The following is a 14,040-nucleotide window of genomic DNA, read 5'->3' as shown; positions in this document are numbered from 1 at the left end:
ATACAAGCTACAGAATGAATGCAAACTTTAACTTTCGCTATCTGCGAAATATAGAATCGTCGTTTCGATTAGTTCGGATTATCGTTTGTATTGTGATTGTTGGTTCCATCGGTTTCGCTTCCTGGGCAACCTACCTTTCATATAAAAACAGCCGGGAGTCCCGTGAAAAAATATATGTACTTGATAACGGTGGAAAGTCAATTATGCTGGCGTTGGCTCAGGAGCAGAACGCTAACCGACCAGCCGAAGCCAGAGATCATGTTAAGACCTTCCTGAAGCTTTTCTTTAATCAGGAACCGGATGAAAAGGCCATCGACGAAAACATGAAACAAGCTGCGTACTTAGGGGATGAGTCGATCACCCGCCACTATCTGGATTTACGCGAAAAAGGTTTCTACACTAAGCTGTTACAGGGCAACACTATACAGAAGATTATGATCGATTCGGTTGGTCTCGACTTGAATAAGTCACCGTATTATTGCTCGATTAATGCCCGAATTTTGTTGGTGCGAGCAACCAACATAACGTTTCGCAAATTAAAAGCGGATTGCTACCTAATCGATGCAACCCGCACTGACAATAATCCGCATGGTTTTCTGATTGAGCGATTTCGAGTTACAGATAATTCGGATATAGAAACCATTAACCGCGATCAGTACGAAATGCATCGGTAGCTAACGACTATTTTATTCTGAATCATGTTCACTAATTTTTTAAGAAGGCGTAAAAAACCGCCTTCTCAAGGGCTGACTATAGCTTATGAGGCCGCTCGTCAACAACTGATTACCTGGCTCTGCCAGGCCGTAAGGGAATGGGAAAAGCAACCCGTTCAACACCGTAAAAGGCAGCTTATTTTTTTCTTGACAGGGTTGCTCTTGCTCGGCTCATTAAGTGTCTACTGGACGGCTACTGGACGTTTTATCACGCATATTCATTCAAAACATTATGAGCAACACGTCAACTACGAGCCGTTTCGACGGAAGTAGAATCAAGCAGCTATTTCAGGATAAACGTTTTGTGACAATCTTGACGGGAGTCGGTATTAGCTTGGTGTTGATCATCTACTATTTCATTCGGCATAAGCAGCCCAAAGACGACAACCCCGTTAGAACGAGCCTAAGCCTAAACGCGGAACTGCCCAACGCAGGAGATTCTACCGGATTGCCCTCCCGTTCCAAACTGGAATTGGCGGCTGATGCCCAGCCGCTGGCCATGCCCGATCAAATGCCAATGGAACGCGGGCTTAATGCGCACGTTCCAGGTTCAGTTCAGCCCGATATGCCACGCCGGGGAGAAGCCGATTCCTATATTTACGGCGAAGCCGTTCCCAAAGAAATTTACGAAGAGCCGGATACCTCTACGATTCCTCCACTCAAATTACGAAGCCCAAAATCCAGTAGACGAACGGTTCGCTCGGATCTGGAAAACGATGATGAGGAAGAAGTCAGTTCAACCAAACCAAAGGAAGAATTAGAGAAGGAAAAAAAGCTACTTGCTTTTCTCCAGGAATACAAAGCCGATAAGCTAAAACGCCAGCAGGAAGCTCAGGGTCGACTGCTCAAGCCGGAATCCTATGCCGTACCCACGGTTTCTTCCCTGAATGGACCAGCAGGCAAGAATAGTTTCTACGGATTGATGTCAGAGATGCGAAAGCAGCAGATGGACGCCAAAGAAGATTCGCTGTCGGTCACCGTCAAAGCCATGATTTTTTCCGAACAGACGATTGTTTCAGGTGGACGTGTGGGCTTGCGACTGCTGGAGACAATAACACTCCGGGGTCGAATGATTTCAGAAGGAACGCTCCTGTATGGCATTGCTAGTTTTGGAGGGCAACGGGTGAATATTACAATCAATCAGGTGCAATACGAAGGGCGCATACTTCCGATGAAGCTCACTGTTTATGATATGGACGGGTTATCAGGAATTTATGTACCGAATGTGCTGGCTGTCGAGCAAGGACGTCAAGCCATCTCCCAAGCAGGTCAAGGTTTTAATGTCAATACCCCCGTTTTGGCTACTAATGTGCCCGCAATGGCAGCGGCCAGTGCCGTTCAGGCTGGACTACAGGGAGGGCGCAGCTTTCTTTCACGGAAGGTTTCCGTTCAGAAAGCTACGCTGAAAAACAATTACTATGTTCTTCTTAAATAAGTGACCATTATGAAAATTATAGCCTATGTATTGGTTTTAATGTTAACTCTTCACCAACTTGTGTTGGCTCAAGTTTCCGATTCGGCTAAAACTTCCGGTCTTACTAAGTCGTCAACTCAGGCCCGTCGACTCGACTCTCTACGGAAACGGATAGCTGCTTTGATTAAACCATCTTCACCTAAGGCGGCAACCAGTATAATAAATCAACCGGGTGGTGTACCGTCGGATGGATCGGCAACGATACCTGACCGTCCGGGCGAAATACCTCTCCTCGAGCCTACGGTATTTAAGTACGGTTCTATTCCTATCCAGGACCGTAACGTTATTAAGTCATATTACGTGGATCTCGCCTTTAACAAAACGACCTGCATTATATTTAAGTCGCCAATCCGTTCCGTCGATATAGGTTCAAAGGACATCATTGCCGACAAAGCCAGCGCGGTCGATAACGTGCTGCGCGTGAAAGCCTCCAGCATTGGTTTCAACGAAACCAATTTCAGTGTGATGACAGCGGATGGACAGTTCTATAGTTTTGTTGTTAACTATAATGAACATCCCACATTGCTGGCCCTGGATTTATCCGTTAACGACAATGGCGTTGTTCAGCAAAATGCCCATACCATCAATCAAAAAGGTACGCTGGTCAGCTTTGCAGGTGTAAACACATCTCAGCAAGAAATCGTCCAGAACTGTTCTCACATTATGGACCAGCGTCGGCGGGTAAAACATGTGGGTATAAACAAGTACGACATTCAGGCAAGTTTACGTGGCTTGTATTATAAGGACAATGTCCTCTATTACAAGATCGGGATAAAGAACAAATCGAATATCCGGTACGACCTTGATTTCATTCGGTTTTTTATCGTCGATAAAACGGTTGCCAAGGAAACTTCCCATCAGGAAATAGAGGTCATCCCGCTATACGTATATAACCAACCGTTAGTTGTAATTCCTGGGAGGGATGCAGTCGAAAAAGTTTTCGCCTTTCAAAAGTTTACAATCCCTGATGACAAGGTAGTGCAGATCATCCTTGGCGAGAAAAACGGCGGACGCACTGTTTCGTTCACGATGGCTAACCAAGACATTTTAGACGCAGACACCTTATGAAATTGGTTAATCTTTCACTGCTCCTCCTAATTATGTTGTTAGTGCATAGTGGCTATGCCCAGCGTCACATAAAAGGACAGAATGCTGTAAGCTTTACGGCCGGAGTTGTCGATAACTTCCCAAAATTTTCGACTCCACATGCTCCTGGCAGAGGTTATGCCGGGTCTATTGATTACATCTGGTATCGCAAAAACGAACGGTACTGGAAAACCTCGTTCAACTACATCAGAAAATATTACGATGCACTTACCGCCAAAAAGCCGGTGGTGGAGCAATATTGGTTGGCCATTGATTATGTACCGCGTGGTATCTACACTACCCGGCGTTGGCTGTACGTAGCGCCCACGGCCGGTCTTTATGTGGGTTATGAGGCAGTGAACCGGAATCAACTCGATTTACCGGAAGGTATCATTCAGAATCAGTCCACAGCTTCGATTGGTCCCCAAGCAGGGTTGGAGGGTGAAGCGTATGTCAGTCCTTCGCTGGCCTTAATCGTCGGCATTACCGAACGGTTTATTCCATTTTCTGAAGTTTCTCAATTTCGCACCACGGGATACATCGGTATCCGCTTCTGTTTCTTCCGATGAATACGAAACTATTTTGGGCCATTGGCCTTTTCCTGATAGTAATAAGCTGCCAAAGCGAATCCCTCGACATTCGGCGAACGTTTCCGTTCCAACTTCAACTGGATGCTTTTCCTCCGCAAATTCCCATTCACAAACCCACGTCAGTTGGGTTTAGTATCCGACCTGAATACCTTATGAGCGGAAATGCCTATACTTTTACCTGGCAAATTACGGCTCCGCAGCAGGGTATCATGGTGCTTAACCACCAGGTAGTTTCGCCAGGAGGTAAAGCTTTGGTTTTCGCCAACGCGGGCAAGTTAATGACCGACACCCTTACCTATGTACCTACTGATTCAGGAGCGCACCAGCTTACACTACATTTCTACGATACGATGGGCCAGCAAAAAGATACGTCGTTTACGCTAACGGCGGTTAAGTAATATGAAGGTAAACAAATTAACGGCTTCGCCGATTCCTGATAAACCCGTTAGATTATTCGGCCTAACTGTTTTAGCCGGACTTTGGAAGGAGTGGTTGAGTCTGGCCTTCGGATATGGGCTTATTTACATGCTTTTTCAGTGGTTCGTTGAGGATCTGTTTGGGCTTTCCCAATTGTTGTTGCACTGGCAACAACTGTATCAGTGTCGGTAAATTGCGCTTAACGTTTTAATCCTAACTAATTAATTCAACTGCCTACACTGGCCGAGCTTTACGGGGTGTCGGTGTAATCCAACTTTATTTAATAATATTCTTACTAACTGCTTTTAAAAAATGAGATCGAATACGTATAAGGTACAAGCGCTGCCCCTGCTACTTCTGTACATCGTTATTACTCTGGTAGTTTGCGGGATTGTCGGCTTTCTGATTGCCGAATTCATTGTGCATTTCTGTTCCCGCTCCGGCTCAGTTTTGTTTAAAACTGTTCCTCCTGCTCAAGTATGACGGCGGCTCAAATTCGCGAAAGCATACTTGAGCAAAGTGACGAAGCTTTGCTTAAAACCTTGCCAACAATTTCCCGGATGGCCTGCGAGTGTTGCGGCAGTGTTAGCGTAGCTAAACGTGCCCACTCGGAGCGAACGCATACCTATTATTGTCCGATTTGCAAAGACAATAAGCACGTGAATCAGGTAACGTATTACGTTAAAAACAAAACCACTGATCCAATAACAGCAGTGGCCAGGCACCGAGGGTTCTGGCAACGGATTTATTTTGAACAACTCAACCGCGAATCAAGTCCATCGAATTTTAGGTCCGGACAAACGCCAGCGCCATAAATTGATTTAGTAGTCACTTCTACTAATTATCGTTTTCTAAGCCACACTAAACGATTGATCATGACGCTTGGTAGCATTTTTTTCGGCCTGTTTGGACATTTCCGGCTCATTTACTTTGTCCTGACCACTGGCGATTAACCGGGCTTCAACTTGACGCAATTCCGTTTTCAACCCCTGTAACTTATCACCTTTACCCCAGGGCTTGTTCACTATATCGGTGAGCAGCTCCTTTTGCTGAGTGAGGTTTTCAATTTTTTTCTGCTGACTGTCCAGCAACCCTGGTAACTTTTCCAACGCCCGGACAAACTGCCGGGCTGCTATTTCGGGCGACCGACCAGCCAAATACCCATTGTTATAGGAGTAAGTCAACTGCTCGCCCTTGACCACAAACGCATTGGCTTTTTCAGCTTTACCATCAATGCTATAGCCGGCATCGGTTCGCACGTAAAGGCCGAATCCGTGTAGCGTACCTAACTGTTTCAGTCCCCCCCTTGTGTCTATTTGCTGATCTACCTGGTTGATGTATTCGCCCAAGGCTTTTACAGTGGTGATGGGGGTGCTGGTTAACGTAATTTTTACTGCGTTGGGTAAACCCCCTTCCGGATTAAAGTGAGTGACCGCTGTCAGTTTAGTGAAATCTGCCTGAAGCTGGGCAAACGTTTTTTCGGCTTTATCCAATGATTTTGTAACGTCGCTTAGAATCGAGGTGGCTTTGTACGCTTCTTTCTGGAACAGCTTTAACTCGGATTCCAGCATGGTTATTTGCTTATCCAGCTTGGCTTTTTGCAGTAAATCCTGGTTACCCGACAGGATGGCCACATATTCCGAGAAATTCATGCCTGTAGCTTCATCGAAAGCCCCTTCATCCAGCCGACGGCCGCTGGCCGAGCCATTTTTAATCTGGCTGATGAATACCGCTTTATTGTGCAACAGATTGAATTTGTAGTTATCCAACGTATTTTCCGTAGCGAAGACGTAGTTTTTTACTTCATTATTGTAGTAATCACGGGCAATGACGTTTCCGGTTCGTGAACCCCGGCCCACCCGTTGTTCCAGTTCCGACGGTTTCCAGGGTATATCTAAATGATACATAGCTACGACTCGCTTCTGGGCATTCACACCCGTTCCCATCGTCCCCGTCGAGCCCATTAATACCCGAACATCTCCGTCATTTGCCCGATCCCATAGTTTTTGACGTTCCTTGTCGTTTTTACACTCCTGAGCGAAGCGAATTTCATGGGCCGGAATGCCGTACTCCTGCACCAGCTTATCCCGTAAGGCAGAATACACATTCCATTCACCTGACTTAAACGTATTCGTATCGCAGAACACCATCTGGGTTCCTCTATGCATGGCGCTTTCCTGATAATGGCTGGCAATCAGAGCTGCGCAACGGGATAGTTTACTATTGGGATGATCTTCCAGACCAGGGTCAATCAGCCGCATATCTAAGGCCGCTTTTTTGGCGTAATTAGTAGCAATAAGCATTTTGGCGGTTTGCTCGCTTTCCGACAAGGGCTTACGATCCAGAATCGTGGCATCGCCTGTTTTGGCGAAGTGGATCAGTTTCTGGGTAAAGGTTGCCTGATCGGGCGTCTGCGGCATACTGATCAGCACGTCGACCGCTTTTGGCCGATCCAGCCCCACCATTGAGGCCGTTCTGAAATCGGTTATCTGGCTGTAAAACTGGGCTAATTCGGGTACCTTGATGAAATGCCGAAACCGTTCTTTAATAATCAGTTGATTGGTGACGCTATACTCATAATCAGCGGTCTTTTTGGCGTAGACGGCAGCCCAGGCATCGAAGTTTTCGATATGTTGGCGTTTCATCTCCTGCGGACGCAAGTACTTGAAAAGCAAGTACATTTCCGTTAGCGAGTTGGTGATTGTCGTTCCGGAAAGGAATGTAGCCCCTACGTCATTTCCGGTGCGCTCCTGAATGCTGCGCACTGCGTAGAGCAGGTTCGTCGCCCGCTGGCTGCCTTCGGGATTACCCAGCCCGGCAACTCGGTTGTGACGGGTTGTAAACTGCAGATTCTTAAACTGGTGCGACTCGTCGACAAATATGTGGTCGATACCCATTTCCCCAAAATGCGGTACATTATCCCGCTTCTGGTTCAACTCGCTTTGCAATTTAAGTAGCTTAGTGGCTAAGTTAGCCTTGCGCGTTTCTAACCCTTTTAGTAAGGACTTAGACATGTCCACGCCACTCCGTTGCAGCGTTTGCAGGTCTTTCTCCAGGTTTCGTAACTCTTCGCGCATCACCTTTTGCTGTACTTCTGGAGATTGCGGAATACGGGCAAACTGGTCATGGGTTAGGATAATACAATCCCAATTGCCGTTCTTAATCGAATTTAAAAATCGCTCCCGGTTGGCGGGCGTGAAATCATCCTGACCGGGATAAAGCAGCCGGGCGTTAGGGTAGGCCGTTCGGTAAGTCTGGGCAATCTGGGCCACGTTGGCCTTCATGGCGAGAAGCATGATTTTGTTGGCCAAGCCCAACCGCTTCATTTCGTAAGAAGCGACGGTCATGATGAGCGATTTGCCCGTACCGACTTCATGATCGGCTATGCCCCCCCTGTTTTGCAGCACCATCCAGATGGCATCTTTCTGCGATCCGTACAGGCCATTTATACCTAAACCCTTTAGGTTCAGATCGGGGAATTGTTGATGAGCACCGTTGTAAGCGGGTTTGACAAAACAGTTATACAACCGGTTATAGCGATCCGTCAATTCCTGTTTTAACGTTTGGCTTTGCGTAGGCAACCATTCGACAAAAGCCGTTCGGATTTGCTCGATTTTGGTAGCCGCCAATTGGGTAGCTTCGCTATCGAGCACTTTGGTATCGTCCGGTCCCGGTTTATTGATCGTTGGCGTCGTATTATAAAGGCCATACTGAAATAACGTCAACCCGTCATACATCCTGAAGTGCCCTTGCACGGCGTACTGTTGCAAAATGGCCGCGTTTTTGAACATCCAAGAGGGCGTATCGACACTGAATTCGTCCGTGGACGAAGCGTAGGTCACCGAAACACGTTGCCCAAATAAGTCTTGGGCGAATTGCTGGTAAACCTCGGTGGGTATCCAGCGTTCCCCTAAATTAAAATCCAGTTCATCGAAGCTAATGGGGGTCGGTTGACCATCGCGTAAGGCTTGAAGTGCAGGCCCGGCCAGTGGATCTTCCGCAAACGCTTCCATTGATTCCAGCTTCTCCACTACATTGCCGGATACCAATCGGGTGGGAGTCTGGAATTCCCGTTCCAGCGGGTTCCAAAGGATTTGATCTGCCAGTTCCTGTATAAGTTGCGGCCCGGTCTGCTTGGTCAAATCCTGTAGATAATTCATGTCCACCCGTCCCAATTTGCTGAGACAGGCAGTTAAGGCTTCCTGGGCGGTAAATTGTTCGACCTTGGCCCGTTGAATACTGACAGGTTCGTTGAAGATGTCAGCCCGTACAAACTCCCCCTGCCCGTTTGCCTTTTCGAGAGCTAACAGACTACGCCCATCCGGGTCAAGCAGAGCCAGACCCGCATTAGCGCTTGTGTTGATTGGCCCGTAGCGAGTAATAAACAAGCCATAAGCTGTATTAAGAGCGAGTCGCAATTCAGCCTGAGGCTGCTGAGTTTGGGTTTCCTGGCGATAAAGTCGTTCGTAAGCATCCCTAACTTGGAGCATTGCACTCAAGCGCGGATGGTCGACCTGGCCTGGAAGTGGCAGAAGTATTTTCTCATCAGGGGATAGTCGGCCTACTTCTCCTTGTTGGTCGATTAGACTCCCTGCTTGATGAAAGGCTTCCAGTTCCACCGTTAGCGGGCGAGGAGCTGGCGGAGTGAACACCTGTGGACCGGATTGCGCAAATAATTCCCCTTGTACGAATAAAGGAGCAGGGGAGGGGCCAGTTTTTTCCTGTATCGGGGTACGGTCCTTTGCCCGATTAGGCGATGTACGTTGAGGGATGGTTTGCACCAAGTCCGTCGCGTTCCGCATCTGTTCGAAACGCTTCTGACGGAAATGTTGAGTCATATCATGACCAACGAGCCGACCAACCTGCCAAGCGATTTCGTCCATACCGCCGTCATGGGTATATAGAAGGGCGGCTTTACCATATTGATCCGTTCCGTACTTTTGGCTGGTGCTCACAATGTTATTTCCATTCAGAAACAACTCATTTGTGATGATACTAGCCGGCCCGGTTACAGATCTGACAAATCGCTTTTCCTGAGCGGTAAGCGTCGTTTTACCGTTTCGTTTCTGAAGCAGGATTAAGTCGCTACCGACGCTGGTGCCGGCGTAATCGGTGAACAGGTTGTGCGGTAAACGTACCGCCGATACCAGGTCACAAGTGGTCATCAGGTACTGACGAATCGGCTCATTTGCCGGTGAATTTAGAAGGGCATCCGTCGTTAGCAGAGCGGCCACGCCCCCTTCCCGTAGACAATCGACGCTTTTTACGCTGAAGTAGGTATGCAGTCGGGCGCAGGCCGAACGGCGCTGTTTGTCTTTGCTGTTAGCCAGTGCCTCATCCCAGATGGCCACATTGCCGAAAGGGATGTTACTGGCCACCAAATCGAAGCGGTCATTAAGCCGTCGGCCACTTTCCTCAAATCCTTTATTTTCAACTGTATGTTGCGGATAAAGTGCTTGCAAAATCAACGCCGTTGCCGGGTCTTTTTCAATAAGCTGTGCTGAGCCAATGGATAGCCCAGTTGTAGCGAGCCCTTGCGGGAAAATACCCGTACCGGCCGATGGGTCCAGATATTGAATGGGTTCATCGCCCAATCTGAGGGCCAGTTCGCGGCCGAGAGATTCCACCAATTGGGGAGGAGTATAAAAGCCGGATAGAACGTTGTTACGGATGCCCGATAGAAATTCGTCCGCCCGGTTTCCTGCCTGCTCCTTGATTAACTCATGGAGCTGCTGCACCCCCGGTCGAAGTTGCATATCCAGCGAACTGGTCCACAGCCTGTCGTCGTCGACGGATTGAAGGACGGCTTTCAGGGCACCAAAACCACTGTATGCCGTCAAGGTGTTCCGTTGCTGGGGAGTCAGTTCGGCTTGTTTACCGGCTTTTCGTTGCTGATCTACGAGAAACGCCAAGCGTAGCGCTTCCAGATTGGCAGTTAAGTGCGCGCGGTGGTTAAATGCCATTGTCGGGGAGGTGCTTGGTTTGATAATCCAGTACTAAACCAACCAGATAGGCATCCGTTAGGCGGGTTTGAGATCCGGCTAGCGCTGGCATCAACTGCTGGAGTAGCTGACCGAAATGGGGTGGATAGGCCAGTGCTGGTACCTGGATAAAATCATTGGCTAATATATCTTTTAAGCGACTGGCTGCCTGAACGGTGGGCTGAATCGTTTCCTGTAGGGTAGCCTCCGCGATTTCCAGCGCTTGATGTACATCCGCTCCTTGTCGGCGCTGATCTTCAAAGGACTTTCGTGCAGCGGTAAGCGATGACTCCAGTTGCTCAGCAGTCAGGCTTAAATCAGCCGTTAGGGTTGTTAAGCGGAGAGAGAAATAATCCGTTTCCATTACCAAATGAATTAGCATAAAGCCTACGTGGCCAGGCTAAAATACGACAAAGGAAACCTGGAAAAACAGCCGACCATTATGCTGAGGACGAACCGATGATAACGAGGGACGAAAAGGACAACCGTTCAAAATAAACAGGAGGTGTCTTATCCTGATATAGGTTGTCAGATTTTCACCCAAAATCGACAACTATGGAAGACCACATTCGCGACCTGTTAAGTCGCTTTCAATACAGCGAGCAGCTCCGAGAGACTGCCGTATTTCGTATCCTCTTTGGTGGAGAAGAAGTAAGCCAAGTAATGGCTGATTTAGGGATTCACAGTGGCCATAGCATACGCAGCTGGGTCCAACTCTATCGCCAGAAGATGAAGACGGGTCTACTAACTTTACCTGCTATGAAGCAAGCACAAAAACGCGACATGGCCGCTTTAAAACAGCGAAATGAGGAGTTGGAACAGACTCTACAGCAAGCCAATCTGTTGATCCTGGCGCTCAACACGATGATTGAGACCGCTGAAAAAGAATTAAACGTACCGATCAGAAAAAAGTCTGGCACCAAACGGTCCTAAACCTTCGTGAAAACGAGATAGCAAAGGTGAGTGTCGGAAGCCTTTGCCGACTGTTTGGTGTGAGCCGACAAGCATTTCACGCTCGAAAACAACGCGCCCAGCGATCGGTGAGCCAATCGATGTTAATATTGGACCTAGTGACGGCGCTTAGGCGAGATGTGCCTGGTTTGGGAACCCGAAAATTACATCTTCTGCTGGCCGAACCGTTGGCTAAAAGTGGCATCAAATTAGGCCGTGATAAGTTGCATAAAATCTTATACAATCATGCTATGGTTATCCGGCAAGGTCGGCAGACGCCCCAGACCACCGATTCCAATCATCGCTTACAAAAATACCCTAACTTGCTTATTGATAGGGTGATAACAGCTCCCCGGCAGGTCTGGGTGAGTGATATTACCTACCTATATATTGGCTTAGGATTCGGCTATTTATCGCTGATAACCGATGCTTATTCAAAGCTGATTGTGGGGTACTGCTTGCATCCTTTCTTAACGGCGGAAGGAAGTCTAAAGGCCTTGGATATGGCCTTATTAACTCATTTGGAAAGGGAAGGAGAACTGATCCATCATTCTGATCGAGGCAGCCAATACTGTAGTTTTGACTATGTTCGCAAGTTGAAAGGGGCGAATATTTTGATTAGTATGACGCAGCAAGGCGACCCTTATGAAAACGCCATCGCGGAACGGGTAAATGGAATTCTAAAGACGGATTTCCGGCTGAACCGAGTGTTTGTTACTTTTGAGGAGGCTGAGAAGGCGGTTCATAAAAGTATTTATAATTACAACCATCTGCGTCCCCACATGAGCTGTGGATACCTGACTCCAGTGATGGCTCATCAGAGCGAGCACCCGCTGAAAAAGCACTGGAAGCCGAAGGTCTATAAACGGTCCAAGGTTGTCCGGGACCAAGGCCAATTTGGTTAATTCCATGGCTTTTATCTACTTTGACAATGCTATATCAGGATTAAGATTGACGAATAATTTTTGACCCAAAAACTGACAACTTATTTTCAGGATCGGACAACGGTCAACATTTTTCAGGACGATACACGACGGTCATGTTCTAAAAATAATGGACGTGACTGTTGCACAACCCTTTTAGGAATAAATAGGCTGCTGAAGTAACTCGTCCCATAAAGTCAAAAAAGAGTCCTCTGGGTGCAAAGCCAACACCTGAGTAACTACCTTAGGCCCACGCTTGGCCAACAGCCACTTCTTGAGATTGTAGGCCGTTGCCGCCATTACCATCCGCTTGTGAGCACCCGTTTTGCCTTTGCTTGAAGTCCGATGCATCCCAAAGTAGTTTAGCAAGCTCCCGAAAACGGGCTCAACCACCGCACTACGTCGCCTTTTCAACTGCTTTCCCTTCGCACTCGCCAGGCGAGCCACCATTCGCTCATATTCCCGGTAATACATCGTCACACTCAAGGATTTACGATCCCGTTTGCCGCAACAACTTTCTTTAATGGGACAGTTTTGACACGCACTAAAACTGGCTATATACTGATAATTGCCATACCCACCTGCCATCTCAATCCCGTGATTGCGTAAAACAGCCCCATAACTACAGCGATATTGATCTTGCCAGGGCTCATAGGTGAACGGATCACGAACCCGATTGTAGCGACCAAACAAAGGGATATAAGCCTCAATATGTCGTTTCTCTAAAGCGGCATAATTTTCCCCTGAGCTGAAACCGGCATCCGCCAGTACACAGCGTAATGATAAGTCCAGACTTGATAACCGCCTGCTGGTTCGATCAACGATGGTCATTAGATGGCGTGAATCTTTCTCATCCGCGAAGTCGGCTTGAATGTGAGTGATCACATGATGAGAACAATCAACAGCCATACTGGCCAGGTAATAGAGCCGGAAGGCCTTGTTGGGCTTAGTGGCCAAGCAGGCCTGCGGATCGTTTGGGCTGTAATAGACTCGATTATTGCGAGTCACTTTCTTAGGGTTAACGTACTGGTTAGTCTTATCAAAAGATAGCCGGTCCGAAGCATCAACCAGGGGCTGCTCATTTTTCTCCAGTGTCCACTTAGCTAAGGGTTTGGCTTCTAACTTATCTAAGGAAGCATTGGCTTCCACGAAAGCAGCATCAATGGCCTGAGTATGCCCATCAACCAGCCCAAGTTCAATACACTGTGTCAACACATACTCAAAACACCGTTCGAACACTTTTTCGGGCAGTCGCTGCCGAGTGCGCGATAGGGTACTATGCCAGGGTAAGGCCTCACCCAACTCGTAGTCTAAGAAATACAGGATGTCCAATCGGAGTTGGCAACAGCGAATGATCGCTCGATCCGAAGTGAGGTTTTCCAAATGCCCCACCAGCATTAGTTTAACGAATGAAATGGGATCAATCGACTTTTGGCCGCATTTACCATAATACGGTTTGACCGTTTCGTACAAAAATGTCAGATCAATAGCCTGTTTGAGCCGCCGATATAGATTCTGCTGGGGAACACATTGGTCAAGAAGCAGACTATGAACTTGTTGGGGAGCGGTTTGTTTTTTGCCTACCATACGCCAAGATAGGCATCTATCTCAATACTAGGCTATTAGCATTGTGCAACAGTCACGGACGTTTTTCTGAACGGTGGTCGGGGAGGAGGGAAGTGGCTTGAAACGGCCCTTTTTGCGTCCAGAAAAACCGTTCATTTATGTAGTTCATGATTTTTACTTAATTGAAGACTTTTTTGAACGTTTTTTTTAGCATTTCAATGTAACTAATAAGTTATATTCAATTCATGCCAACCTAAACAATTTGACATACAGCTAGATGCTTTTTGCCAGAAGGCCTGAGGTTATAGTTCTTAGAATAAGCTATTTTGTATAATGAAA

12 protein-coding genes are annotated in these 14,040 nt (G+C 47.5%); 9 read left to right on the top strand and 3 right to left on the bottom strand.

Features of this window, described 5'->3' with window-relative positions:
- Nucleotides 1-14 precede the first annotated feature (14 nt).
- The 7 genes from traK (at nt 15) to WBJ53_RS32925 (ending at nt 5,095) form a co-directional block, all read left to right on the top strand.
- Nucleotides 15-674 (top strand): conjugative transposon protein TraK, encoded by a 660-nt coding sequence (gene traK, locus WBJ53_RS32955; RefSeq protein ID WP_338877296.1) that lies wholly within the window; start codon nt 15-17, stop codon nt 672-674.
- A gap of 271 nt (nt 675-945) precedes the next feature.
- Nucleotides 946-2,148: a conjugative transposon protein TraM gene (gene traM / locus WBJ53_RS32950; RefSeq protein WP_338877295.1), complete on the top strand. Its 1,203-nt coding sequence runs from the start codon at nt 946-948 to the stop codon at nt 2,146-2,148.
- A gap of 9 nt (nt 2,149-2,157) precedes the next feature.
- Nucleotides 2,158-3,255 carry a conjugative transposon protein TraN gene (traN, locus tag WBJ53_RS32945; RefSeq protein WP_338877294.1) on the top strand — a complete coding sequence of 366 codons (1,098 nt, stop codon included), beginning with the start codon at nt 2,158-2,160 and terminating at the stop codon, nt 3,253-3,255.
- A gap of 32 nt (nt 3,256-3,287) precedes the next feature.
- On the top strand, nt 3,288-3,842 hold the full coding sequence (locus WBJ53_RS32940; protein ID WP_338877293.1) for a conjugal transfer protein TraO: 555 nt from the start codon (nt 3,288-3,290) through the stop codon (nt 3,840-3,842).
- A complete protein-coding gene (locus tag WBJ53_RS32935; RefSeq protein WP_338877292.1) occupies nt 3,839-4,261 on the top strand; it encodes a hypothetical protein in 423 nt (140 codons plus the stop codon). The genes WBJ53_RS32940 and WBJ53_RS32935 overlap by 4 nt, the downstream gene beginning before the upstream one ends.
- A 1-nt stretch (nt 4,262) precedes the next feature.
- On the top strand, nt 4,263-4,472 hold the full coding sequence (locus WBJ53_RS32930) for a hypothetical protein (RefSeq protein WP_338877291.1): 210 nt from the start codon (nt 4,263-4,265) through the stop codon (nt 4,470-4,472).
- Between the two features lie 287 nt (nt 4,473-4,759).
- Nucleotides 4,760-5,095, top strand: coding sequence for a hypothetical protein (locus WBJ53_RS32925; protein WP_338877290.1), 336 nt, complete (start codon nt 4,760-4,762; stop codon nt 5,093-5,095).
- 36 nt (nt 5,096-5,131) lie between these two features.
- Here WBJ53_RS32925 and WBJ53_RS32920 read toward each other — a convergent pair whose 3' ends face one another.
- On the bottom strand, nt 5,132-10,243 hold the full coding sequence (locus tag WBJ53_RS32920; protein ID WP_338877289.1) for an N-6 DNA methylase: 5,112 nt from the start codon (nt 10,241-10,243) through the stop codon (nt 5,132-5,134).
- Nucleotides 10,233-10,643 (bottom strand): hypothetical protein, encoded by a 411-nt coding sequence (locus WBJ53_RS32915; protein ID WP_338877288.1) that lies wholly within the window; start codon nt 10,641-10,643, stop codon nt 10,233-10,235. The genes WBJ53_RS32920 and WBJ53_RS32915 overlap by 11 nt, the downstream gene beginning before the upstream one ends.
- A gap of 173 nt (nt 10,644-10,816) precedes the next feature.
- On the opposite strand from WBJ53_RS32915, the gene WBJ53_RS32910 reads away from it, so the two are divergent.
- Both WBJ53_RS32910 and WBJ53_RS32905 read left to right on the top strand, forming a co-directional pair.
- Nucleotides 10,817-11,194, top strand: coding sequence for a transposase (locus tag WBJ53_RS32910; RefSeq protein ID WP_338877287.1), 378 nt, complete (start codon nt 10,817-10,819; stop codon nt 11,192-11,194).
- On the top strand, nt 11,149-12,117 hold the full coding sequence (locus tag WBJ53_RS32905) for an IS3 family transposase (RefSeq protein ID WP_338877529.1): 969 nt from the start codon (nt 11,149-11,151) through the stop codon (nt 12,115-12,117). Before WBJ53_RS32910 ends, WBJ53_RS32905 begins: the two co-directional genes overlap by 46 nt.
- Before the next feature lie 174 nt (nt 12,118-12,291).
- Here the strand turns inward: WBJ53_RS32905 and WBJ53_RS32900 are convergent, their stop codons facing one another.
- Nucleotides 12,292-13,722 carry an IS1182 family transposase gene (locus tag WBJ53_RS32900; RefSeq protein ID WP_338877286.1) on the bottom strand — a complete coding sequence of 477 codons (1,431 nt, stop codon included), beginning with the start codon at nt 13,720-13,722 and terminating at the stop codon, nt 12,292-12,294.
- Between the last annotated feature and the right edge of the window lie 318 nt (nt 13,723-14,040).

It is taken from the genome of Spirosoma sp. SC4-14 (genome assembly GCF_037201965.1).
GTDB lineage: Bacteria > Bacteroidota > Bacteroidia > Cytophagales > Spirosomataceae > Spirosoma.
This window is presented reverse-complemented; position numbering and strand designations above follow the sequence as displayed.

What these genes read in the sequence shown, in the direction of transcription:
- WBJ53_RS32910 (WP_338877287.1), top strand. Translation starts at nt 10,817, where the DNA reads ATGGAAGACCACATTCGCGACCTGTTAAGTCGCTTTCAATACAGCGAG.
- WBJ53_RS32940 (WP_338877293.1), top strand. Translation starts at nt 3,288, where the DNA reads ATGTTGTTAGTGCATAGTGGCTATGCCCAGCGTCACATAAAAGGACAG.
- WBJ53_RS32900 (WP_338877286.1), bottom strand. Translation starts at nt 13,722, where the DNA reads ATGGTAGGCAAAAAACAAACCGCTCCCCAACAAGTTCATAGTCTGCTT.
- WBJ53_RS32915 (WP_338877288.1), bottom strand. Translation starts at nt 10,643, where the DNA reads ATGCTAATTCATTTGGTAATGGAAACGGATTATTTCTCTCTCCGCTTA.
- WBJ53_RS32935 (WP_338877292.1), top strand. Translation starts at nt 3,839, where the DNA reads ATGAATACGAAACTATTTTGGGCCATTGGCCTTTTCCTGATAGTAATA.
- traN (WP_338877294.1), top strand. Translation starts at nt 2,158, where the DNA reads ATGAAAATTATAGCCTATGTATTGGTTTTAATGTTAACTCTTCACCAA.
- traM (WP_338877295.1), top strand. Translation starts at nt 946, where the DNA reads ATGAGCAACACGTCAACTACGAGCCGTTTCGACGGAAGTAGAATCAAG.
- WBJ53_RS32925 (WP_338877290.1), top strand. Translation starts at nt 4,760, where the DNA reads ATGACGGCGGCTCAAATTCGCGAAAGCATACTTGAGCAAAGTGACGAA.
- WBJ53_RS32920 (WP_338877289.1), bottom strand. Translation starts at nt 10,243, where the DNA reads ATGGCATTTAACCACCGCGCGCACTTAACTGCCAATCTGGAAGCGCTA.
- traK (WP_338877296.1), top strand. Translation starts at nt 15, where the DNA reads ATGAATGCAAACTTTAACTTTCGCTATCTGCGAAATATAGAATCGTCG.
- WBJ53_RS32930 (WP_338877291.1), top strand. Translation starts at nt 4,263, where the DNA reads ATGAAGGTAAACAAATTAACGGCTTCGCCGATTCCTGATAAACCCGTT.